Source organism: Rhodobacter sp. NTK016B, assembly GCF_017303295.1.
Lineage (GTDB): Bacteria > Pseudomonadota > Alphaproteobacteria > Rhodobacterales > Rhodobacteraceae > Pararhodobacter.
This window is the reverse complement of the sequence record NZ_JAFKOK010000020.1, coordinates 1-24,880: the sequence shown is the minus strand read 5'-3', so window position 1 is coordinate 24,880 and position 24,880 is coordinate 1. Positions and strand designations below refer to the sequence as shown.

Genomic DNA, 24,880 nt, shown 5'->3' with positions numbered 1-24,880 from the left:
CCATATCAAACAGCAGCAACACGGCAACGATTGTTGGCGCGACAGCTGCTATGAACGAGCGAGTCCGAGTTGGGGATCGCTTGAAAAGCGGCGGCCTCGACGACGAGATCCTGGCCTTCGCCATCGATGGCAATGGCGACGCAACCGTCACCCTCGCGACCACCTACGAAGGCGCCGCAATCACCGGCCAGCCGTTCAGCATCCAGCCGACTCCCGGTTTCCAGCAAGCGCTCGTCACGTCGCTCAACGCCTATCTCGCCGCCGTGAAGGGGCACGAAGATGGCCCATTGTCGGGAAAATGGCCTGACGGTGCTGCAGCGGCGCCGTCCTTTGCATTCGCGAACGACATTGACACGGGCATCTTTCGGCCTGACGCCAATCAGATCGGCTTTGTCACAGCGGCAGCTACCCGCGCCCTTCTGAAAGACGACTCATTCGAGATAACCGTGCCCATCACCGGCAGCGCGGTAACATCAAATGCACTGGACGCGACGGTTGGGCGCTTGATGAAGGTCGGGGACTTCGGGCTGGGCGGTACTGCGATCTCGCTGACTGACAGCGACGACCTTGATGATATTTCCGCCTCGGGCTTCTACTACAACGCGACTGCCGGGAACACGCCAGGAAACAATTATCCAGTCAGTAGCGCGGGGTCATTGCTGGTCATCTACCAGAACCCGAGCCGCTGTGTGCAGTATTACACGCTCTACGGCACCGGCGAGCCGCAAACCTATGTGCGCTCAAAGGGCGGCACAACGTGGACTGCCTGGCGCGCGATCCTGCCCGAACGCGGCAGCAACGGCAACGGACAATACACCCGCTTCGCCGATGGGACGCAGATCTGCTGGCACGAGATTGATGACACGGCCACCGCGTGGGCGACGGCGCAAAGCTCGCTCTACACGCGCGCAAGCGCTGTCACTTGGACCTACCCGGCATCCTTCGCGTCGGACCCGCTTGTCCTTTGCACCGCCCATATCGGCAACGAGTGGGTTATGGGGTGCCGCCCACGAAGCGCTCCCGCCAACAATTCAGTGAGCCTACTGCCGTGGGCGACGGGCGCAGCAGGCCCGACCACGGCCAAAACTATTTTCGCCATGGCTATTGGCCGCTGGTTCTGAGGAGCCCCCCATGCACCTGATCCTTTCCCCTCAAACTCCGCACGGACTGACGCCACGTATCGAGACCGTACTGTCTGTCGCAGGCGACGTGCTGACCATCGACGGCGTAGCCTATGACCTCGCCCCGGTGCCCGAGGGTGGCCGCGCCACGCCCGCGCCGGGCGATCATCCCTTCATCGGCCCCATCACCCGCGAAGGCGGCGTGATCCAAGCGACCATCCGCGTCGTGCTGGATGACACAGCCGCGCCCGATCAGCCCGCCAGCCCGTGGGCCGTCACCGTCGCCAGCGGCCCCGTCACCATTCCCGCCGACCGCATCGAGGAGGCGAGCGCATGAGCTTTGACCTGACGATCGAAACCGCAGAGCAGGTCGCTGCGGCTGAACTGGCCGAGGCCAAGGCCGAGGCAAAGCGCCATCTGCATGACTGGATGGCTGCTGCCCGGCGCGCTGCGATCACCGATCTGCCGGGGCAGGACCTGATCTATCAGGCCAAGGAAGCCGAGGCGCGCGCCTGGCTCGCCGATCCCGCGCCCGATCCCGCCGACTATCCGCTGCTCTCGGCCGAGGTCGGCATCACCGCCCCCGATGCCGCCGCGCTGGCTGCGCTCTGGATCTCGCTTTCGGCCGACTGGCGCGCGACCGCCGCGACGCTGGAAGCGCTGCGCATGACGGTCGGGGCCGCGATCGACACCGCCACGACTGAAGCCGAGATCGCGGCCGCGATCGCCACCCTGCCGGAGGCGTGACCGTGCAAGCCGACACCCTTACCGAAGAACAGAGCAATGCCACAGCCTGACCGCCAAGAGCCTTGGCATTTCGACAAACGCATCCCGATTGCGACTCTCGTGGTTCTGCTGACGCAAATCGTCCTCGTGGCAATGTTCATCGCGACGCTGCGCAACACGGTCGAGGGGAATGCTGCGCGGCTGACCGCGATGGAGCAGCGCGTAGAGATCATGCGCGGGCAAGCCGCCTCGCAGGCCGTCCAGCTTGGCCGCATCGAGGAAGGTCTTTCTGCGGTGCGTATCGACATCAACCGATTGATCACCAGCCTGGAGCGCAGCCGATGACCCTTCGTGTCACGATGACCGACCCCGAAAAGCTCGCTGCTTGGGCGGAGGCCCGCATGGGCGTCGATAAAGGGTGCTTGCCGCCGGAGACTATCTGCCTCGGCATCCTTGATGGTAACGAAATCAAAGCTGTGGTGAGCTTCAACGCCTTCTACTCCCGCTACGCAGCGATGCACATCGCATCGGATTCCTCGCGCAGCTGGCTGACCCCGAAGATACTGCGCACGGTCTCGCGGTTTGCGTTCGACCATCTCGGGCTGACACGCCTCAACTGCACGGTCCCGCTCCACAACAAGAGAGCGATGGTCTTGGCGATCAAGATCGGGGCGGTGCCGACAGGCCTACTTGAGAATGGCGCGGACGATGGGTCCGACGCGGCACTTTTCTCTGTCACTCCCAACCGCTGCCCATGGCTGCCCACGAAAAAGGAGCCCGATGATGGGCAAGTCCGCACCAAAAGCTGACCCCTTGATCGGCGAAGCGGCTCTCAAATCCGCGGAGCTGGGCGAACAGTACCTCGCGTGGATGCAGGAGCTGTCCGACACGACGACGGGTTGGGCGCTTGAAGACCGCGAACGCTATCAGAGCACATTCCAGCCGCTGGAAGATCGCTATGTGGCCGAGGCGGTCGCATACGACACCCCTGAGCGGCGAGCTCAGGCGGTCTCTGAAGCCGTGGGCGACGTGAAGCAGCAGGCCGCCATCGCACGCGGGAGCCGCGAGCGGAACCTCTCTGCCATGGGTGTGAACCCGGCTTCCGGCAGGTTCGCGTCGGAAGATCGCCGGGCAACCGCCGGTGAAGCGTTGGCCGCCGCCGGGGCCGCAAACTCGGCCCGCAAGCAGGTTGAAGCGACGGCAGACCAGAAGATGGCCAACGCCATCAATCTTGGCAAAGGTCTCTCGGTGAATCCGGCGCAATCGATGGGCCTGACTGCGAACATGGGGGGATCCGGCTTTCAAGGCGCGATGAATGGCTACGGTCAGCAAGGCAGTCTGTTGAACACCCAATATCAGCAGCAGCTCCAAGGCTGGCAGGCCCAAAACAGCATGCTTGGTGGGCTGGGTGGCGCGCTCGGATCGCTCGCAGGTGCGTTCATGCTTTCCTCCAGGGAGGCCAAAACGGCCAAACGCGCTCCTGAACTCAGCGTTCTCGATGCAGTGCGCAACATGCCGGTCGAGGAGTGGGAATATCGCGAGGGCATGGGTGACGGTGGCGGAGAGCGGCACATTGGCACCTACGCGGAGGATTTTCAGCGCGAAACTGGCTTGGGCGACGGCAAAAGCATCAGTGTCATCGACGCCATCGGCGTCAACATGGCCGCCACAAAGGAGCTTGCCGCCAAGGTGGAGAGCCTCGAGCAGAGCGTCTCCGAGAGACGCGGGGGCGGTAGTTCACGTCGCCCCCGCCGCGAACCCCTCAGCGTACGGAGAGCCGCGTGACCTTCTTTGCAAACTTCGTTCAAGGCGTGTTCCAGGGGATGGACTGGCGCGACAATCGGAAGCTCACGCAAATCGACGCCCAACGCAGCGACCAGCGCTGGGAATGGGAGCAGGAGGACCGCGAACACACGGTCTCTGAGCGCGAACGTGTTGCCCGAGAACGCGAAGCATCGCGAGCACGGGCCGCCGCCGCACGCGCACGCGCGCAAAGCCAGCGCAACGCTGACCTGCAGGCGCTGAACGCGACCGTTGATCAGATGGTAGGGGTTTCTGAACCGGCATCGAGCGGCTCGGCCCCGCTGACGGTTCGTGAAATCGTGCGCGATGACGGCCAACTGAATGAGAACGCCGAAACACGCGCTGATATCGAGCCAACAGCCCCACCGCGCCCGCGCGTCAGCCCGCATCATAGCGCGTCGAACGACGACAAGCTTCTCCCCTCGCGCCGCCAGCCTGACACCATCGGTGGCGGAGCGCCCATGCCTGCATCGCGCGAACCCGACCGTCGTGCCGGGTTCGACCCGGAGCCGAGTATCGACTCGATCCGTCGTGATGCAGGGCGCCGCGAGCTTTCGGTACGCGAATTCTGGCAGAACCTCGCTCCAGAGCAACAAACGATGCTCGGGCGCGTGGCCCCGGATGGCCCCGTGACCGCTGAGCAATCAGTGGCCGACCAAATGCCGCACCGGGTGAACCCGTCCTACAGCGAGACGCCCCGGCCACCCGCAGCAGCGGCGGAACCAGTGGCTTCGCCGGGATCGACACCTGTTCCCCAGCGTGCGGTGGAACCAGCCGCCTACGTGCCTCCGCAATCCGGGGCTTCTCCTTTTTCGGTGCTGCAGGCGGAACTCAGCCGTGCTGCGCCGACCGCACCGCCTGCATCAGCCCCCTATGACGCGACTGGTGAACAGGCGGTGGCGGCCGCGCGCGCGACACCGCGCCCTCAGACAAGCGCGCGTTATGCGCGAAGCGTCGGATCCGCAGTGCAACAGGTCGCGCGGCGGATTGGTACGGAACTGGCGCCCCCTGCGCGTCAGCGGTCGCAAAGCCAGATCGATGCCTCGCTGTCCGTGATGCACCCTGCGTTCCGCGGCGAGCCCATTGCGCCGCCCAACCCGACTTCCGGTGGCGGACCTGTTCGCCGGAGCGGCGTCGCGGAAGAAATGCAGCGGCAAGCGCAGGCTGATCGCTCTGCAGTCGGTACGGTTGCAGAGGCAGTGTTGCATCCGCAGCAGGTGCAGCCTGACCCGAGCATGACTACGGCAGAGCGCAATGCCCGGGCGGCGCTGGCATCCCAAACACCGCGCGCGCCGGCATCGACCGCTGCGCCATCGCAGCAGGCTGCGCTGTCGCCCACCACGCCCCGGCGGCCCGGCCCGGCTCCTACCGACACCCCACCGCCGCAGCTGCCGGGCCCTGCCTCTACGCCTACGACACCGGGTGGCGGCCCGGTGGGGTCGGTACAGTCAGCTCAACGCGGCGCCCTCAGTGTTCTGTCGAATGAACGCACCCCCGGCAACGGACGCCCGACGCCGGAGCAGTATCAGACGATCGCCACTGCGGCGGAAGAAGACTTCCGGCAGCGCCGCATGCTTCCTTATGTCGAACACCTGATGCGCACCGGTCGTGTCCAAGAGGCAATGCGCTTTGAAGAATGGGTCAACGAGCGGGGAACGCGCGAAGGTATCAGGGCATGGGCGCGCGGGATGGCCGCCGCCCAGATCCGCGACGCAGACGGCCTTATCCAAGGATTGGCTGACGCATATGAGGCGCCAGGGTACTATGATGACGGTCTATCTGTGATCAGAGACGAGACCAGCATCGAGTTTTCGCGTGGTGGCGACGTGCGCGGGATCATCACCTTCCGGGACAATGCCACCGGGCGCACCTTCCAACGCGAGATCGACAGCATGCGCGACGTGATCGCGATGGGCGTCGGCACACTGGCACCCGAGAATGTCTGGGAAACCATGTATTCGCACACCTTTGGCGAACGAAGCCCCGCCGCTAACGCCCCCGAACCGCTCTCGAACACTGAACGCATCAGGCTTCTCGATCTCGCAACTGAAACCGCAGGCATCAATGCCACGCCCGAGCAGATCGAAACGCAGTACCAGCGCCTTCTCCAATCGATGGGCGGCGGCGCCAGTGGGATCGGGGCGGGCCGCGTTCCTGTCATGCCGTAAGGCAATCTATTAAGCCAGTTGGCAAACTTCTGTCTTTCTCGCCAGTCCATCGCACGATAGACTGCGGCGAGACCAGTACGACTACGCAAGGGGCAACGGCATGGCCAATATCTTCGACACCCTGGCGGGCCGCACTTCGACCACCCGGCAGCAGATCGAGGATATTGCGATCCAGTCGGCCGTTCCGGTGAATGTTCTTCTGGCGCTCGGTGAGACCGCGCAAGCGCAGGACGAAGCTGAACTCATCACCGTGGCCTCGCATGCAGCTGCAGACCTAGGGCCGCGCCTGCAGGCGGGCGAACACATCCATGACGTTATCCGCGGTTTGGCTGGCGATCAGGCTGATGCATTCATCACCCGCGCGCGCGAAATCGGCGCGATGTTCTATCCCGAGCAGACACAGGCTGCTTTGCGCGCTCAGCAGGCAGAAGCTGCGCGCCGGGCCGAGGAACAGCCGGGCATTCTGGGCGATATGGCGCGCAGTGTCGGTGCCGGGGCCATCGCGGGGACCGGCGCCGCAGTCGAGGGCCTTGGATCGCTTGCAGATCAGCCTTTTGCTTTCTTCCGCGGTGATGAGCACTATCGGCCGGGTTTGCTTGCCCGCGCTGGCCGCGCCGGGGGCGACTTCTTGCGCGCCCGAGCGGGAAGCATGCGCGAAGGCATCTCCGACGTTTCGGAACAAGCGATAGCCGACTCCACGCCGTCCGGAGACATTACGGAACTCAGCTCGATATCCCTGGGCGAGAACCCCTCTCTGCGCGGCTATGCGATGCAAGCCGCTGATGTGTTCGGTTCGATGCTCCCGGTCGTCGTCGGCGCACTCGGCGGCCCGGTCGGCGCTGCGGCAGTCGGCGGCGTGCAAGGTGTCGGTGCGGGGTCAGAAACTGGCCGCGCGATCATTGATGAAGCGTTCGAGGAGCGCAACGACGAGGGCCGGTCGCTTCTTGAAGAGACCTCGCCGCTTTTCCGAACGCTGCGCGAGCGGGGAATGAGCGAAGAACAGGCGCTGGAAGTCACGCGCGATGCCGCTGGCCGCTTGAGTGGGGTACTCGGTGGGACCGTCGCCGCAGCAGGCGGTGCTGCCACCGGCGCGCTATTGCGCGGGGTGGCGCCTGGGTTGAGCCATGCCGCGGGTGGGCCGCTGCGGCGCGCGTTGACCGCTGGCGCAGCGTCGGCCACGGAAGAGGGAATTCAGGAGGCTGCCGAGAGCATTGCCGCGCGCTACGGCGCACAGGCAGCAACCGATATGCCTGTCAATTTGACCGAAGGCACCTTTGGCGACTTCCTTCTCGGGGCCATCGGCGGCGGCGTTGTCGGCGCCCCTGCCGGTGCCGTGCAAGGGTTCATGGCACCCCGCCGCAGCGAAGAACGCGATGACGATGATGAGATCGGGCGGGGAGCGGTCTCTCCCTCGCCCGTAGCGCCCGGCGGCGCGGAAGGAGCGTTGGAACCCACGCTGGACAGCCTTCCCACAAGTGCCGCCGCCGGGCGCGTCGATCCTGTTCGCGCGACGGAACCAGAGCGCACGACGGAACCCGAAGCTGCCGCCGAATCCCCCTCGCGTGTCTCGGTGCAAATTCGTGGCGAGCCAGCTGCGTGGGCAGGCGAAGTCGTCGAGGCGACCGACGACGGGATCGGCATCCGGGACGATGGTGGACAGGTGTTCAACATTCCCCGTGCTGACATCGAGAGCGGGGACGTTCAGGTCACGCCGCTGACGGTGCCGGGCACGGTCGATCAGCAGAGCAACGCTCTTGAGGCGACAGATCGCGTTGCGCCGCGCGAGCCAGATGATGGCCTTGCCGACATTTCCCCCGATCAGGCCTTGCGTCGCCTCAGCGCCTTGGAGGATCGAGCGAAAGCCCGTGGTTGGGACGCCTCGATGATCGAGATGCGCAACACTTTGCGCGCGATCGTGGATCGACAAAGCGTTGCGGATCAGGACGCGCTCAACGAAGCCTCGAAAATCATTACGAAAAAAGACGGCTCGCCTTTCGGGAACGAAGCCGCCGCTAAGCGGGCGCTCGGCAAGCTGGGTCATAGCCTCGACACGCATGAAATCGTGCCGGAGGGCGATGGTTTCGTGGTGAAGCGCAAGCCTATGGAGGTCAACACCGATGCAATCCGGGGTGCTGGTGCAGGAGTTCTGGATGACCTTCCCCCAGGCTCTCAGGGTGATGCGGCGAGCGGGCTGGATATCGAAAGCGGAAGCGAAGGAGATGAAGCGTCTTATCGAGGGGGCGAACAGCAGCGGACAAATACCGATCCCGCAAACACACCCGCTCGCACCATGGTTCGCGACGGCGTGGATGCTCCAGTTGAAGCCGATGACGGAAGCGATGAACTGATTGAAGGGCAGTTCGATGACGGCGGCGGCGAGCCCGTTACCGTCAGCCGCTCGGGGCCGTGGGATTTCAATCGGTCATTCCCTTCGCCCGATGCCAGCAAGGTCGCAAGGCGCCGCGGTGAGGGCCGCGAAGACGGAATCGACACCCCGGAACACGTCGCTTCGACCATCAATGAGACGATGATCGACATCCAAGACCGACTGAGCGAAGCGCTTCATTGGTCGCGGGAGCTGGCCAACATCCAAGAAGGCGGCAAGCCCACGTTCAAGGTGAAGAAGGGGCAGGACGCCGCCACGGTGGCACGGGAGAATGCCGAGCGCGCGACTCGTGACGCTGACGACCAAGCGGCCGCGATTGGTGAAGTCTGGGGCGATGATGCCGTGCAGGCGATGGTCGAAGAGGCACAGCGCCGCGCGATGGTGGCGCTCGGTGACCGCGACGGCGGCCGTGATGTGCAGCAAAACGGGCTGCAATCGCAACCGTCCGAGCGCCGCGCACCGCAGCCGGAGCGCGAAAAGGATGACGCCGCAAGCGAAGCTTTGCGGGAAATGGGCTACTACGATGGCCCGTGGAACGAACGCACGCCTGCCATGGATGTCGACGCGGCCAAGGCGCGGCGCCGGGCTGTCTCGCCCGCGCTCGACGCTGCTGAGCAGGGCTTCAAGTGGGACGGAGAGATCGAAGGCCGCATGGTCCTCGTGCGCAATGGCAAGATGCGTGTGCGCGTCAGCGACAACCGCGAAGAAGACCTCGTTTTGGATATCGATGGCCAGTCGCGAGAGGACGTGTCGGTGTGGCTCGATGCGGCCCTCACGCGGGCGTCGCGTGCCACGCAGCGCGCCAACGCGCGCCAAGGTGCTGTACCGGCCCCTTCGGAGGCAGCGCCCGACCCCATCGCAACAACTATCCGCAAGGCGAGCGCGCGCCCGCGCGTTCAGCACATCACGAAAAAGGGGCGTGAGCTGACCGGGCACGTTCTCTACGGGCTATCCGAAGAGCAGGTGCGCAAGGTGGACGCCGCGGCATTCCAGAAGAATGGCGGTTGGTTCATTCGCTCGCACCGGGCTTCGGCCTTCATGGGTGATCAATCTGAGTTTGCCGGTGCAGAAACCACCATCGAGCCGCGCACACCGGACGAGGATCAGAACCCATACCTCGAACCCGTGGAAGACGACTTGCCCGAGATCGAGGTGCTGGACAGCATCGACAACCGCGATCCCTTCATGCGCAACGATCGTGCGCAAGCGCCCTGGAACCAGTACCGGCTGCAGTCCTTTAAGACTGAAGACGGCTATTCTGTTGAGGTGAGCGACGAGAAGGCCGATGTCCGCAGCCCTGACGGCGAAGTGCTGCGCAGCACCAATCCTGGCATATCGCCCTTGATCCTTCTCGATGAGATAGACCGGCACAGGGGCATTCATGACGGTCTCAACGGCACCGACGATTCCTCGCTCATTCACTATGGTGCGCAGGCCGGTGTCACGGACAAGAAGCGCAACGACCCGCTCTCACTGAAGGAGCGCGACGAGATCATCCAACGCCTGCGCGACAAGGGCTGGGTGTCGATGCAATCCGGCATCATCGCCGCGCCGATCACCCGAGAAGAGTTCCTTGAGCAAGGTTTCAGAACACGGCCCGATGGCGTCGCGCCAGCTGCGCGCAAACTCCTTTCCTGGATGCGCGCCAACCCGGAGCGCGTCGAGATCAACGAAGGTGAGCGTCGGCGCCTTGGGCTGGATTTCGGCAATGCCGTGACCTTCTCCGTGCGCGCCCCGCGCCCGAAAGGGGACAAGGCGCTCGGCGGCGGCACCGAGGTGAAGGTTCGCTTCGTCCGTTACGGTGACAGCACGGTCATGGTCGATTCGTACCCTCCGGGTGAATGGAATGGTGTGGGGGAGTCGCCGCAGAACTTCCGAAAGGCTGTGGCCTTCCTGACCGACCCGAAGAACTCCCCGGAACCGGCAGATGGTACGCAAGCACCGGACCAAACGCCGACGCCGCGTCCCAAAGCTGAGCGCGTCACCGGCAAGACCTACAAGCTTGCAGATCGGTTGGAAAAGAAGGACCAACGGACAATCGGGCAGTTCTGGGACAGCACCCTCGCGGAACTCGTCGGCCAGATTGATGCTGTTGTGCGCCTTGCCGAGGCCGACATGCGGAAGAATGGGCGTGACCCCGCCGACTACGACGATGCGGGCCGCAATCGCACGACCGGCGACCACGACCAGATGGCACGTCTGATCGCGGAGGGCGCCAGCATCGCGGCATCCTTGGCGGCACAAGCACGCAAGCTGAAAACCGGCGACATCCCGATGCCGACGCGGGATGAAGCCACTGGCGAGTGGGAGACGGACGGCAGCCCGGCCAGCAACGCGCTTGATTTCATCGAGAACTCTTGGGCCCACGGCTTGAGCGTCGATACGGTGGACGAGGGTACCGGACACGCCAGCCCGGCGTCCACGAAGCCGATGCCGGATGCAGAGATATTTCCGCGCATTTCCGGCAAGACCGTCAGCCTGACTTCGCAGGAATCGAAGGGCCCCTTTATCGAGCAGTCGGAAGCCGACGCACTGGTCAAGAGCTGGAAGAACCGCGCCAAGGAGATCGGCAAGACTGGCGCCAATCGCAACAAGGTGGTGATCAGCCTCTTCGACTACTCCGGCGCGTGGTCGCAACCGTGGGAAGATGCTGGCTATCAAGTAGTACGGCACGACATCAAGAGCGGCACAAACGTCCTGACCGACGCATGGGTGTACGACCGCATTCGCGAATACCGCGAGAGCGGACTCGAGGTCTATGGGGTGCTGTCCGCGTGCCCCTGCACGACGTTCACAGGGTCCGGAGCGCGCTGGTGGTCTGAGCGCCATGATGTCGAAAGCCCGGAGGCTGTTCGCCAAGTCTTTGGTGACGCTGCTGTTGCGGCCGGTGCGAAAAGCCCGGTCGAGTACAACGTCATGCTCTATCAGGCTACGCGAGATGTCGTTGCCGCTGCGGCGCCGACCGGCTTTCACGTCCTTGAGAACCCCATCGGGCGCATCCAGGAGAAGACAGGCCTCACCGCGCCGGCCATGCGCTTCCATCCGTCGAATTTCGGAAACCCCTACACCAAGCAGACCCAGCTGTTCGGCGTGATGAATACCGATCTGCCGCTCGCGAACGTGCGCGCAGCAGAAGGTTCGAAGATGCAGAACAAGCTGCGCGGCTCGGATCCGCTCGGCAAAGAGGCACGCTCGCAGACTCCTGAAGGCTTCGCATATGCGTTCTTCATGGCGAACGATCCAGCGGCCCGGAACGGCGCCGAAAGCGCACCGACGCGCGAACAAGTAGCGGCCGCAGCCGCCGAAACCGACCCGAACCCCACCCCGGCGCAGGCAGAGGCCGAGAATTACAAGACCGGCAAGCTATCGTGGCGCGGCCTTACTCTCTCTGTCGAGAACGCGAAGGGCGGCGAGCGGCGCGGGACCGGCCCCAATGGGACCGAGTGGTCTGTCACCATGCCCGCGCACTATGGCCGCATCCTGCGCACCGAGGGCGCTGACGGCGATCACGTCGACTTCTATATGGGCGACCACCCCGAGAGCGAAAAGGTATGGGTTGTCGACCAGATCGAACCGGACAGCAGAGCGTTCGATGAGCACAAGGTCATGCTCGGCTTCGTGAGCGAGGCGGACGCGACCGAGACCTATCGCGCGGGCTTCTCCGATGGCAGCGGTGCGCGCCGGATGGGAGCGATCTCGTTTATTACGGTGGCCGACCTGCAGGTCGCGCTGAAAGACAAGGCGCTCTGGGCCAAACCCTTCGCGCGCACCAACCGCGGCGCCGCCGCGCCGGAACGCCCCAACGGCGCTGACCTGCCCGGCCCGCTTCGCGCGATGGCGGCGCCAGAAGCCAACGCAGCATCCTTTGAAGCCGTGCTTTCGGCCAAGGCAAACCGCCCAATGCAGGGCCTAGATACGCTCGACTTCGACGCATGGGACGACAAGACGCGCGAAGACGGCCAATCGAGCCCGGCCAAGCGTGAAGGCCGTGGTGAAACCGGGCGATGGGCCCGTGCTGTGGCCAAGGCGCTGATTGAGGGCGCTGGGTATTCCAAGCCGACGAACGCAAAGGGCAGAGAGCGCTCCCCCGTGAGTTTCGGCTTTGGGATGGCTCATGAGCTGGACGAAACGATGCTCGACCTCATCGCGCCCAATGGCCTCGAGGTTTTCATGAAGATCGGCAATTCGTGGGATCGCCGTTCGACCGTGAACATCATGCTGCAGCACCGCGGCGAGCCGAAAAAGAAAGGGCATTCGAAGCCCTTCGTGGGCGGGAACGTCTATCTACCCGAGAACTTGACCCCAGCGGAGGCTGCCGCGCGCATTGCTCAGGTCAGTGAGCGCCTGACGCCTAAACCTGACACCGCCCCGGCGCCCTCGGCGCCCAAAGCCACACCGGCCACCGAAGCGGAACTACCCATGCCCAAGGGATTCACCCTTGGGAGCGTCGTACCGATGAATGCCGAAAAAGCGGCGCGGGCCGCCGTAGACCCAGACGCATCGAGCGGAACCTGGGCAAAAGGTGACTTCCACGCAGTAATCAGCAGGCAAAAGCCCTACAAAGTGGTCGGAGGATACGGAACGACGCGTGTCGCCGCGATCAATGACGCCATTGGGAGAGCAGAGCGCGGCGAACAGAAGCCTGCTACCCGGGAGCCTGAGACCGAAACCCCTGCCCCTGCCCCTTCCCCTGCCCCTCCCTCGGAGCCGGAGGTGGAGCCGACACCGCTAAAAGGCCTGACGGACGCCGAGAACGCGGAACTGGTCGAGCTGGAGGCGTTGTTCGCCACTAAGGTCCGAAATCAGGCGAACAGCGGCCTCGATCCAGAGTTGGTGACGATCGCGTTCAAGATCGGCGCTCTGTATGTGAAAGCGGGATCGCGGCGCTTCCGCGCGCTGATTGACACCATGATGGAGCGTCTCGGATTGACGCTCGAAGAAGCACACCCATATGCAAGGGGTGCCTACAACCAGATCCGCGACGATATGGAGTTGCGCGGCGATGATGTGTCGGACATGGACACGTCGCAAGAGGTGCTGGCGGAAGTCCGCAAGATGCGGGCCGAGGCCGACCGGGCACCCAAGGATGCGCCGCAATCGCAGCCTGAAACAGAACGTGATACCATCGCGCCGACTGACGAAGGTGAGACCAATGATCGAGAAACGGATCCGCGGGCATCTGATGGAGGCGTGGAAGGAAGCGAACCCCACCGCGCCCCTGACATCGACGGACAGGATCGTGGCGACGGAGACCGCGATCCGGGCAGTGGCGACGATTCAGCAGACGCGACGGCAGACCGGGCAAGCGATGGAAACGATCTGGTCGGAGATGTCGGCGGAGGTTCTGGCGACACCGCAGCCGAGCGTTCGGGCGTAAACCCCGGCAATTTCGTCATCACGCCCGACTTCCCGTTGGGCGAAGGCACGACCAGTGCACGACTCGCTTCGAATATTGAGGCGATCCGCATCGTCAAGGCGCTCGATACCGAGAACCGCCACCCCACCGCCGAAGAGCAGGCCGCAATGGCCCGCTATGTCGGCTGGGGCGGGCTCAAGCGCGTGTTCGATCCACGCGAGAAAGACAAGACGACGCAGTTCGGCCGCACGCAGACTGCCCTGCGCGATCTGCTCACCCGCGATGAATACCGCGATGCCGCCCGCTCAACGGAGAACGCGCATTTCACTTCGCGCACCGTGGTCGATGCGATGTGGCAGACCATGGCGCGGTTTGGCTTCGACGGTGGCCGCGTCCTTGAGCCCACTGTGGGCACGGGCAATTTCCTCGGTCTGGCACCCGAGTTTGACGGGGAAACCGAGTTTTTTGGTTCCGAACTGGACAGCATCTCGGGCCGTATCGCGAAGCACCTGTATCCCGATGCGACGATCTTCGACGGTACGGGCTTCCAGCACGCGCCATTCCGCGCGGGAACGATGGACATCGCTATTGGCAATCCCCCGTTCTCGTCGTCGTTGATCTCTTCGGACATGCATCCCGACATCCCGAAGATGTCGCTGCACAACTACATCATCGCCAAGACCGGCTTGCTGCTCCGCCCTGGCGGGATCATGGGCATGGTTGTCACCAGCCGATTCCTCGACACACCGAACCCCTCAGCGCGGTCGTATCTCGCTAGGCATTTCGACTTCCTTGGCGCGGTGCGCATGCCCAACACGGCGTTCAAGGCGAATGCAGGCACCGATGTCACGACCGACATCGTTTGGTTCCAGAAACGGCCCGAGGGAGACCCGGCGGGAGACCTGTCTTGGCTCAAAACCGACGCCGAGCTTCCGGGACATGAAGGCGTCCGGCTGAACGGCTATTTCGCCAAGAACCCCGAGAAACTGCTCGGTCGCCCGGCAATGGACGGCACGATGTACGGAGACGAGCTGGAGTTCACGTTGCATGACGATGGCCGCGACTTTGCGGCCAGCCTGACGGCTCAGCTCTCGGCAATCGAAGGGCAGCTCGCAACCCGCACTGAACAGCTTGAGGCCGCTGTTTTCGCCCAAAAGACAACGACCGATCTGGGTGTCGGGGAAACAATGCTCACGTCCGAAGACAAGGTGTTTCTTCGGATGGACGACGACAGTGCCGGCAACGCCGTAGTGGTCGAAGTCGACGAGGAAACACCGTGGGGGCCACGCGCTGCAGAGCTGACCGACCTCACCCGAGCGATGCGTGCGGCTGCCGCCGCTTTGAAGGACGGCTCCGAAACCGAGATTGCGGATGCCATCAGCGCGGCCCAGGCCGCAATGGAGGCGTCCGGCGCCCTATCCGTGAGCGGCGAGGTAAAGAAGAGCGCACCGACTGGCATGGGCAAAGCCGCGCTCGACGCGATTCGCGTCCTGAAAGAGCCGCTCTACGCCGAAACCCCTGTTTTCAAGAAGAAAGAGCGCGATGCGCTGGCGGCGCTCGATGATGCCGTGGCGAAGAAAAGGATAGGGGCAGACCGGTTCACCCGGCTCCGCAAACTCTTGGCTCTTCGCCGCGACACGCAGGCCCTGCTGCGCGCGGAAGCAAGCGACCAACCAGAACGTCGCCTAACGCGGATGCGCGGTCGCCTCGCCGCGGACTATAGGGCTTTCGTCAAGGCGCACGGCTATCTGAACAACAGGTTGAACGACGCGCTGACGATGGGTGTGCCCGGTGTCGAGAGCGCGTTGGAGATCAAGTACAAGCCAGCAGACAAGAAGATCGGCCGCGAGGAAAGCGCCGAAGAGGCGTCGATCCTTTCGGAACGCGTCATCAAACCGTATGAGCCTGCGGCCTCGGCTGACAGCGCCGCTGATGCTCTGCAGATTTCGTTGCGCGAACTCGGTCGCCTCGACATCCAGCGGATCGCGGACCTAACTGGCCAAACGGTGGGTGACGCCCTCGCGGAGCTTCGCTCCGGCGAGAACCCCCTTGTGTATCGCGACCCCGAGACGGGCCAGTTCGTTCTGGCCGACGAATACCTGTCCGGCAACCTCGCGCAGAAGATCGATGTCGCGCTGGAACATGGTGAGCAGCAAAACGTGAAGCATTTGCGCGCGGCAATGCCCGCGCCGAAGCGCGCCGAGCAGATCACGCCGTCGATGCGATCGATGTGGATGCCACGCCAGGTGTTCGAGGACTTCCTGAAAGTTCTGGGCGCCCGCTCCCCGAGGGTGGCGATCAACCAGCGCCTTGGCACGTTCACCGCCGACGCAGGCCGGAACGCCGAGATGAATGACTTCGGGCGGCTCTTCGCCACCGAACGAAAGGACGCTTTCGAGATCGCAGAGGCCGCAATGCGCGGGAAGGCGATCACTGTCTGGGACAAAGGGGCGAAGGGCGAGAGCTTCAAGAACGAGGCAGAGACGCAGGCAGCCAACGCGGCTATGGACCGGATGGCGGCTGAGTTCGAGAAGTGGGTGTTCGCGAACCCCGAGCGCCAGCAACTCGTCGTCGACACGTTCAACGAAAAGGTCAACGTCGTCGTCCAGCGCTCCTTTGACGGCGTGAAGTATTTCCGGCCGGTCGGATCGAACCCGGCGATCGATCTGCGCGATAGCCAGAAGAACGGCGCCTGGCGGATGATCCAATCCAAAGCCACGATGCTCCACCATGTTGTGGGCGCTGGCAAAACGTTCACGGCGATTTCCGGGATCATGGAGCGGCGGCGCCTCGGGCTCGTCCGAAAGTCGGTAATCTCGGTTCCAAACCACATCGTTTCGCAATGGGGGCGCGATTTCTACGCCCTCTATCCCGGCGCAAACATCCTCGTGGCGTCCGAGAAGGATTTTGAGGCATCGAACCGCCGCAAGCTTCTGTCGCGGATCGCGACCGGGGACTTCGATGCCGTGATCATCGGGCACTCGTCCCTGAAATACTTCCAGAACAGCGAAGAGATGACCAAGAAGGTCATGGAAGAGCAGCTGAATGATCTGGAAGACGCGCTGAATGAGGCGAAAGCAAGCGGCGAGTCCGGTCGCACTGCCGCCCAGATCCAAGCCCGCATCGACAAGTATAAGGATCGCGTCGAGAAGAAGCTCGCGGCGATGCAGAAAGAGAGCCTCGGCTTTGACTTCACCGAGGCCGGTATCGACAGTCTCGTCATTGATGAGGCGCACGAGTTCAAGAACCTCGAATACGCCACTTCGATGGAGCGGATTGTCGGGATGAACAGCCCTTCCGGCTCTCAGCGCGCCCTCGACCTCTACATCAAGACCCGCTCGATCTTCGAAAAGGACGGCTACGTCGACATGCTCACCGGCACGCCGGTCTCGAACAGTCTGGTGGAGGTCTACAGCTTCCTTAAGTTCATGGCGCCGCAGACCCTTCGCGACATGGGCCTCATGCATTTCGACGCCTTTGCCTCGACGTTCATCAAGACGCAGAAGCGGTTCGAATACACCCCTGCCATGAAGCTCAAAGAGCGGAATGTGCTGATCGGCATGGTCAACCTCGGCCCGCTGTCCGAGCTGTGGCGCACATTCTCGGATGTTTTGCTGCGCGGTGACGTTGAGCGCATCTATCGAGAGCAGATGGAGCGCCGGAATGCAGAGAACGGCACCAACGAGCCGACGCGGTTCCCAACGCCGAAGGTCCGGTTGGGCGGCCGGCAGCTGATCTCCATCGCGGCATCCGCAGACCATGAAGAGTTCACCGACTACCTGGTGATGCGCATGGACGGCATCAAACGCAACTCTCGCAACAAGGAATACCCCAAGAAAGACAACGCGCTGTGGGTATTGTCGGACGCGCGCAAGGCGTCGATCGACATCAGGACGGTCGATCCCGCGGCTGGCAGGCTCGCAGAGTCGAAGGTCGTGGCCTCCGGCGATCAGATCCTGCGCAAGTATCGCGAATGGCATGCCGACCGCGGCACGCAAGTCGTTTTCGCGGACAGCTCGGTCCCCACGAAATCGGCGGCTGCTGAGGCGCGCAAGGCCTTGGCTTCTGCGTGGGAGAAGGCGGGCCTCGATGGCAAGACCGCCCGCGCCCGTGCAAAGCGTGTGGAAGAGATCGGGGGCACCTATGAGGACGCGTTTCAGGCGGCGTTCGATGCCATCGAAGAGCGGATCGGCTCCGGTGAGCTACGCGCCGACCACGCAGAGGCCGCTGAACTGTGGCTTTCCGAAAACGTCGAAGAGCTGCTGTCTGTAGCCCTGACTGCCGACACCGGCTTTTCCTTCTACGATGACCTGCGGGCCTACCTCGTTGAGCATGGCGTGCCTGAGCAGGAGGTCGCGTTCATCCACGACTACAACACTGCGGACGCCAAAGCGCGGCTCTTCGACCAGGTGAACGAAGGCTCCGTCCGCGTGCTGATCGGCTCCACCTTCAAGATGGGTGCCGGGACCAACGTCCAAGAGCGACTCGTCGCTGAGCATCACATCGATGCGCCTTGGCGCCCCAGCGACATGGAGCAGCGCGAGGGGCGCATCATCCGGCAGGGCAACAAGCTGTACGAGCGCGATCCCGAGGGGTTCGAGGTCGAGATCCTCGCCTATGCCACCGAGAAAACATCGGACGTCGTACTGTGGCAGGTGCTTGAGCGGAAAGCCAAGGGGATCGAGGACTTCCTGACCGCGAGCGCAGATGCAGTGGTTGAGGATGCGAACGCCGACTCCGATTCCTATGCACAGTTCATGGCCCAATCGACCGGGGATCGCATCTACCTCGACAAGATGGAAACCGAAAAGGAGCTGCGGGACACCGAAGCTGAACAAGCGTCTATCATGTCGCTTGTGAACGAAGGAAAAGCCTTCGTCGCGGCGTTCGAACAGAACAAGGCTGACTCTGCTGCGAAGGCTGAGCGCGCAGAGTCCGTCACCTTCGAAGCCTTCCCTGACGCTGGATCGACATGGGAGCGCTACACCCGTGATCGGGAGAACTATGACGCCGCCCGCGCGCGCTTTGAGAAAGAGGCCGAGAAAGTCCGCGAAGAAAACGAGGCCAACCCGGAGGCCCCTCGGAAACCCCTGCCGAAGTTCGACCTCAAAGCGCCCGTCTACTTCGATATGAAACTCGACTCCTTCGCTGCGGCGATCAAGAAAGCGATCGCGCAAGCCCGCGACCGGACCGGTGCCTCCGATCCGATCATGGTCGGCCAGATCCCGGTCTATGTGGTCGCCCATGAAGGCGCGAAGGCTGAAACGATCTACTATAGCGCCTGGGCCAGTGTCGGTGACACCTACGAGGTTCCGCTGACCAATTCAGAGGTCGTTGCGAAGAACCCTCTAGCATCGATGCGGCTCGCAGCATCGTTGCAGCCTTCGCATATCGCCGCGGTCATGGAGAGTGAAGCGCGGTACCAGCGCAACCGCATCACCAGACTGGAACAATCGCTGCCCAAAATGAAGGAGCGCGCGGAGGCATCCGTTGATCGGCGCAAGATCGAAGCGCTGCGGCGGCGGCTGGCCGTGCTATCGGCGCTGGTTCGCATCGCAGAGGTCAAACAGGCCGAGAACCGCCTTGGCAGGACGAACCGCTTTGCGGACATGGATACCAAGGGCCGCGACCTCATCAAGTCCAACGACGACAAGCCCCTGAAGCCAGAAGACGGGGCGTCGGCTTTCGTCTTCTCGAACGCGGGCAAGACCTACACCGCTGAGATCGGTGTCCTATCGGGGCAATCGTACACCCCGAAGGGCGGGAAGCTGGGCGACACCTACGCATTCTTTGAGGCTGATAGCGATGACGGCGCCGCTGTCGTTGTAGCAAAGCGCATGACCAGCGAGTCTGGCAAGGTGAGCTGGGACGTGGCCGAGGTATTCGACGCCGCCGATATTCAACGCGAGTCGCGCAAGGCCACCAAGGAAAACGTCTTCCCTCCCTCGCTGAGCAATGCCGACATCAAGACAGCGGCGAGCGAGGTGGACGTCGAAATGCAGCGCCACGGGCTCACCGGCAAGGTGACTGCCCGCGTGATCAAGGCGTTCACGCGGCCGAACCGCGAAGGCCTTTATGAACGCGGCGTTGGCCGCGCGACGGTCTACGCCTCCCGAAACGACGATCATGTCGGCGTGATCCGGCACGAGATCATTCACGCGCTGGCCGATGCCGATCTCTGGGGCAAGGAATACGGCCTTTTCACGCAGTCCGAGTGGCGCGGACTAGTGCGTGCTGCGCGCGAAGGGATGATCGCCTCTGATGAGGTGGCAGCGCGATACCCGGAACTGTCTGGGCGCGCTTTGGTCGAAGAGGTGATTGCTGAGCAATACCGCGCGTGGGCGGCCAACCGGGATCATCGGTCGGGCGTTGCCGCTGCTTTCGCCAAGATCCGGGCATTCTTCGAGGCCCTGGCCAATGCAGTGCGTGCGCGCGGGTTCCAGTCCGCCGCGATGACGTTCGAAAAGATCGCCAGCGGCTCCGTGGGGCAGCGCGAGGCGCCGCCCTATAGCATGAACCCTTTTCGGGAGAGCACCATGCCGCGCGTCGCGGAAAGCCGCGCGGATCAGCCGCGGCGGCCGACCGGGCGGTTCGCCTCTCGGGCGGCTGAATACTCGCGCGAGCTGCTCGGCGGCACACGGATCACAGGTGAGAAGGAACGAGGTATCGTCGGGCAAATGCTGACCGACGCGATGGGCGGCAAGAGCCCACGCTATAACATCCTCGCATTGGTACCCGGCGAGCCGCTGTACCAAGAGCTTGCTGGCGGCATCCCGAGCGCCAAGACCTACCTGCGCCACAAACACGCCATGGGCGCGATGCGGAATGATCGGCAGGCCGCCGCCGCCGAGGTCATGGATGACTGGCGGTCCTTCCTGATGCGCAATGGCAAAGAGAACGATGCGCTCATGGATCTTATGCATGACGCGACGATTGCAGGAATCGACCCCGGCGAAGAATTCAGTGTCCGCGAACGGCGCTCGAGAGAGCGCAAGGCCGGTTACGCGGCAATGGTGGAGGAGCGGCGCGAGGCTTACGCAACCCTGCGCGAGCGGTTCGACGCGTTGCCAGAGCAGGCACAGCAGATCTACCGCAGGGTCCGGAACTCCTACCTCGAAGCTGCAGCAACTGAGCGCCAGATCATCGAGGACAACGTAAAAGCCGCGATGGAGATCAACCTCAAGCGCGCTCGCTTGCGGTACGAGGATGCCCTGAACCAGATCGAGGAAGACGGCTTAGAGGGTGCCGAACGCGATGAGGCGGAAGCCGAGGCGGCCGCCCAATTCGCGGCGGTGAAAAAGCGCGACGGGTATGGCCGCGCGTCGCGGCTCGCATCCCTTCGCCTCCTACTGGAACAGAACGAGGTCGATGCGCCGTATTTCCCGTTGATGCGCCATGGGAATTACTTCGTCACCGTCAAAGACGAAGATGGCCGGGTCGTCTCGTTCTCCAAGTTTGAGAGCGAGCGCGCCCAAATCCGAGAGGCGAACCGCCTGCGCCGCGAGCACCCGGGCCACACGGTAAAAACCGGGCTGCTGAACACCTTCGAAGGCAAGACAGAGGTGGACCCTACGTTCGTCGCTGATGTCGAGGAGATGATCGGGCTGTCGATCGAAGATCCCGAGTTGATGGATTCGATCTGGCAACGATATCTTGAGACACTGCCTGACTTTTCGATCCGCAAGAGCCGTCTGCACCGCAAGGGGACGCCCGGCTTTGCCCGTGATGCGTTCCGAAACTACGCCCGGCAGATGTTCCACTCCGCGCATCAGCTCGCGCGCCTGAAACACGGCATGCAGATGAAGATGGCACTCGATGATGCGGAGCGAGAGGCCGTCAAAGCCACCGATCCGAACCGCGCCACAGCGGTGGTCAATGAGATGGTCATGCGCCACGAGTGGATCATGAACCCCAAGACCTCCGCTTGGTCGACATGGGCGACAGGCGCGGCCTTCATCTACTACTTGGGGGTTACGCCAGCGGCGGCGATGGTGAACTTGACGCAGACTGCTGTGGTCGGCGTCCCGGTGCTGGCAGCAGCATTCAAAAAGGGCGGCGCGGCCCGCGCCAGCAGGCACCTGATGCGTGGCTTGCGCGAATTCGGCATGGGCCGCGGCGCGGTCGAGAACGCTAAGTCGCTCAGCGCTGAAGAACGCCTTGCGATCAAAGAGGCGTATCGCCGCGGTATCGTGGACAAGAGCCAGGCTCATGATCTCGCCGGAGTTTCGGAATCGGGTGTCGAATATAGCGACATCCGCCAACGCCTGATGCGCCCCATTGCGTTCCTGTTCCACCACGCCGAGCGACTGAACCGCGAGATCACCTTCATCGCGGCCTTCCGTATGGCGCGCGAAAATGGCCTCGATACCGATGCGGCGATCGACAAGGCGGGCGAGCTGACATGGAAAACGCATTTCAACTATGACAGCGACAGCCGCCCGCGCGTGCAGCAGAACGACTTCCTTCGGGTGCTGCTGACCTTCCGCAACTTCCAGCTCAACATGATCTATCGCTTGTTCCGCGACACGCACCAGGCGTTCCGGGGGGAGACGCCTGAAGCGAAGGCGGAGGCCCGCGCGCAGGTCATCGGCATCACCGGCATGATGATGGCGTCGGCAGGCATCACAGGAACATGGGGATACAGCCTTCTTACGACGCTGGCCGCCATGTTCACCCCCGGCGACAGCGACGATGTGGAGAAAGAGGTCAAGGATGCGTTGGTCAACTTGCTCGGACGCGACCTCGCTGGGATCATATTGAACGGCGCCCCTGGGCACCTGACCGGGATCGACCTCTCAGGAAGGATCGGCATGCCCGAGTTGTGGTTCCGGCGCCCGAGCCGTCAGCTTGAGGGCGACGACCTCTACCGCTATTGGGCCGAACAGTTCCTCGGGCCGATTCCCGGCATGGCCCAGAACGCCTTCCGTGGCTGGGGCATCGCCATGGAAGGCGAAGTCTGGCGAGGCGCGGAGACGGCCCTGCCCAAGTTCTTCCGCGACCTCATGCGCGCTTATCGCTATGGCACGGACGGCGTGACGACGATCAGCGGCAACTCAATCCTCGATGATGTCTCTCCGATTCAAGCGCTCACGCAGGCTCTTGGTTTCACCCCCGCGCGCGTTGCTGAGCGGTATGAAACGAACCGTTGGATGAAAAACGAAGAGCAGCGCATCACCTCCGAGCGTTCGCGCATCTTGAGAGATGTCGATCGCGAAGTGAGCGCTGGTGAGCCGCTCTCCGAGGGGATCACCTCGCGGATCAGGCAGTTCAACGCTGAAAACCCTGATTACGCCATCACCAGCCAAACCCTCCGAACTTCCCTGCGCTCGCGCTCCCGGGCACGAGCACAGATGGACGGCGGCGTGCGGCTCAACTCGCGGCTCGATCAGCGCATCCGAGCGAACGCGCCACTTTCTATTTACGACTGAGGAACAACAGCAATGACCAACTTCAACCCGGCAATCCTTGAAGCAGCCGGTCGCCATCTTGGGGTCGAAGAATGGCCCGGCGCCCAGCACAATCCGACAGTTCAGGCTTACTTCGAAGCCTCCGGCGGGCGGGCGACTGAGCCCGACGAGACGCCTTGGTGTGCCGCGTTCGTGGGCGCAGTCCTCGCTGAGCTGGGGATCGAGAACACGGGGCGCCTCAACGCCCGCTCCTACCTCCAATGGGGCGCAGGCGTCTCGATGCGCGAGGCGCTGCCCGGCGATGTCGTTGTGTTTTGGCGCGTATCGCCCGACAGCTGGCAGGGCCACGTCGCTTTCCTCGTTCGTTTCGAGGGCGATCACGTCATCGTCAGAGGGGGGAACCAAGGCAACAAGGTCTCGGACCGTGCCTACCCTGTCTCCCGCGTCCTCGGGTTTCGCCGTGCCGTCGAGGCCGACGCTTCCAGAAGGCCGGTCCTGCAGCTCGGTTCCCGGGGCCCTGCTGTGCGCGAGGCGCAGGAGCGCCTGCGCGACCTCGGCTTCTTTCCCGGTCATATCGACGGGATCTTCGGGCCGCGGATGCGCGGCGCCGTGCTTGCGTTCCAGGGTGAGAACTTCATCGACACCGATGGCATTGTGGGAGGGGTGACTTGGGACTACCTCGGTTTCGCGAGCGCTAGACCGGCGCGCGCCGTGAGCGCGTCCGACTTGCGCGAAACCGGAAGCCGTACCGTCCAAGCCGCCGATCAGGGCCAAGCCCTCACGGGCGTCACGACAGCCGCTGGCGCAATCGGTGTGGTGGCCGAGCGCACCGACGAAGCATCTCAGGCGCTCGACGGCGCTGTTGGGGTGATGGAAAAGGCTCAGGGCGTTCTGGTCGCCTACTGGCCGGTCCTGCTCGTTGGCGCCTGCGCGCTGCTCGCATGGCACTTCTTCGGCAAAATCCGCGACGCGCGCGTCGAAGACGCCCGCACCGGCAAGCATATGGGGCGGTGATGACCTGGCTAGCGACTTGGTTTGCCCGCAGCACGTTGGGCCGCTGGATACTCGGCGCGCTGGCCATATTGGCCGGCGCCGCGATTTATCTGGCGCGCCGCGACCGGGCTGTGCAGCGGCGCGCGAACGATGCGCGCGACCTCGAAGACCTGCGGCGGAACGCCGCCACGCGCGAAAGGATGGACAATGCGGACGTTGGCCACGCTGACCCTGACGATGATCTTGAGTGGTTGCTTCGGCGCGGGCGTGGACCCCGCCGCGAGCCGCCCCTTGTGCGACGGGACAGCTGAGGACCGCACGGCTCACGCAGCGGCCCTCGCTGCGGACGGCGGGCCCCTATCCCGCGCCACTGGTCGCGTCCTCATCGCTCGGATCGACGCGGGATGTGGCGAGGAAGGCTAGCGCTCTTCCCTCACGAAGCGCACACTCCCATCGACGCCCTTGCGCATCCCCGTCCCCTTGGAGCCGGGGATCTTCCGCTTCGGCCCCGAGTTGATGCCGTTCCGCTTCTTGAACACACGACTGTTCTTTGCGCGGATCCGCACATCGGCGCGAGATTTCTCTTTGTGAGCGGTCGACAGGACGGGCTGCAGGTTTCCTTCCCGGTTCTCGCCGCCATTGGTCAGAGCAAGGATGTGGTCGAACTCGATTGTGTCGCCCGGCCCGAACTCGCGCTGTGTGATCGCGCATCGGTTCCCGTGCGCTCGCAGAATGCGTTCCTTCACCCGAGGCGGGGGCGGCGTATCGTCAGTCCGACCGATCCATTCAGCTGTTTTTCTGGCCACTGAAATACATCCCATTTTGCTACACGCTTTGCTGCACTTTTTCGGCGCCGGAAGCGTGTAACGCATTGATTTTTATATTTCTGGGCGTGTGCGTGGCGGACACCCCATCCGCCA

The 24,880-nt window shown here is 63.5% G+C and carries 10 protein-coding genes; 9 read left to right on the top strand and 1 reads right to left on the bottom strand.

The genetic code is table 11. The features are described from left to right. Positions 1-50: 50 nt before the first annotated feature. The 9 genes from JI664_RS21425 to JI664_RS21385 all read left to right on the top strand — a co-directional run bounded on the left by JI664_RS21425 (position 51) and on the right by JI664_RS21385 (position 23,981). Entirely contained in the window at positions 51-1,121 is a 1,071-nt protein-coding gene (locus JI664_RS21425; RefSeq protein ID WP_207015833.1) for a pyocin knob domain-containing protein, read from the top strand. Positions 1,122-1,131: 10 nt separating this feature from the next. Beyond that, positions 1,132-1,458, top strand: a complete 327-nt coding sequence (locus JI664_RS21420; RefSeq protein ID WP_207015832.1) for a hypothetical protein — start codon at positions 1,132-1,134, stop codon at positions 1,456-1,458. Next, positions 1,455-1,868 (top strand): hypothetical protein, encoded by a 414-nt coding sequence (locus JI664_RS21415; protein ID WP_207015831.1) that lies wholly within the window; start codon positions 1,455-1,457, stop codon positions 1,866-1,868. The genes JI664_RS21420 and JI664_RS21415 overlap by 4 nt, the downstream gene beginning before the upstream one ends. A gap of 36 nt (positions 1,869-1,904) precedes the next feature. Then, a complete protein-coding gene (locus JI664_RS21410; protein WP_207015830.1) occupies positions 1,905-2,192 on the top strand; it encodes a hypothetical protein in 288 nt (95 codons plus the stop codon). Beyond that, complete coding sequence (locus tag JI664_RS21405) at positions 2,189-2,656, top strand: GNAT family N-acetyltransferase (RefSeq protein WP_207015829.1); 468 nt, start codon at positions 2,189-2,191, stop codon at positions 2,654-2,656. The genes JI664_RS21410 and JI664_RS21405 overlap by 4 nt, the downstream gene beginning before the upstream one ends. Continuing rightward, entirely contained in the window at positions 2,631-3,632 is a 1,002-nt protein-coding gene (locus tag JI664_RS21400) for a tail fiber domain-containing protein (RefSeq protein ID WP_207015828.1), read from the top strand. The genes JI664_RS21405 and JI664_RS21400 overlap by 26 nt, the downstream gene beginning before the upstream one ends. After that, positions 3,629-5,818 (top strand): hypothetical protein, encoded by a 2,190-nt coding sequence (locus tag JI664_RS21395; RefSeq protein ID WP_207015827.1) that lies wholly within the window; start codon positions 3,629-3,631, stop codon positions 5,816-5,818. The genes JI664_RS21400 and JI664_RS21395 overlap by 4 nt, the downstream gene beginning before the upstream one ends. A 100-nt stretch (positions 5,819-5,918) precedes the next feature. Then, on the top strand, positions 5,919-22,988 hold the full coding sequence (locus tag JI664_RS21390; RefSeq protein WP_207015826.1) for a PLxRFG domain-containing protein: 17,070 nt from the start codon (positions 5,919-5,921) through the stop codon (positions 22,986-22,988). 12 nt (positions 22,989-23,000) lie between these two features. After that, on the top strand, positions 23,001-23,981 hold the full coding sequence (locus JI664_RS21385) for a TIGR02594 family protein (RefSeq protein WP_207015825.1): 981 nt from the start codon (positions 23,001-23,003) through the stop codon (positions 23,979-23,981). A gap of 398 nt (positions 23,982-24,379) precedes the next feature. Here the strand turns inward: JI664_RS21385 and JI664_RS21380 are convergent, their stop codons facing one another. Beyond that, positions 24,380-24,766, bottom strand: a complete 387-nt coding sequence (locus JI664_RS21380) for an HNH endonuclease (protein WP_207015824.1) — start codon at positions 24,764-24,766, stop codon at positions 24,380-24,382. Between the last annotated feature and the right edge of the window lie 114 nt (positions 24,767-24,880).

What these genes read in the sequence shown, in the direction of transcription:
- JI664_RS21425 (WP_207015833.1), top strand. Translation starts at nt 51, where the DNA reads ATGAACGAGCGAGTCCGAGTTGGGGATCGCTTGAAAAGCGGCGGCCTC.
- JI664_RS21420 (WP_207015832.1), top strand. Translation starts at nt 1,132, where the DNA reads ATGCACCTGATCCTTTCCCCTCAAACTCCGCACGGACTGACGCCACGT.
- JI664_RS21415 (WP_207015831.1), top strand. Translation starts at nt 1,455, where the DNA reads ATGAGCTTTGACCTGACGATCGAAACCGCAGAGCAGGTCGCTGCGGCT.
- JI664_RS21410 (WP_207015830.1), top strand. Translation starts at nt 1,905, where the DNA reads ATGCCACAGCCTGACCGCCAAGAGCCTTGGCATTTCGACAAACGCATC.
- JI664_RS21405 (WP_207015829.1), top strand. Translation starts at nt 2,189, where the DNA reads ATGACCCTTCGTGTCACGATGACCGACCCCGAAAAGCTCGCTGCTTGG.
- JI664_RS21400 (WP_207015828.1), top strand. Translation starts at nt 2,631, where the DNA reads ATGGGCAAGTCCGCACCAAAAGCTGACCCCTTGATCGGCGAAGCGGCT.
- JI664_RS21390 (WP_207015826.1), top strand. Translation starts at nt 5,919, where the DNA reads ATGGCCAATATCTTCGACACCCTGGCGGGCCGCACTTCGACCACCCGG.
- JI664_RS21385 (WP_207015825.1), top strand. Translation starts at nt 23,001, where the DNA reads ATGACCAACTTCAACCCGGCAATCCTTGAAGCAGCCGGTCGCCATCTT.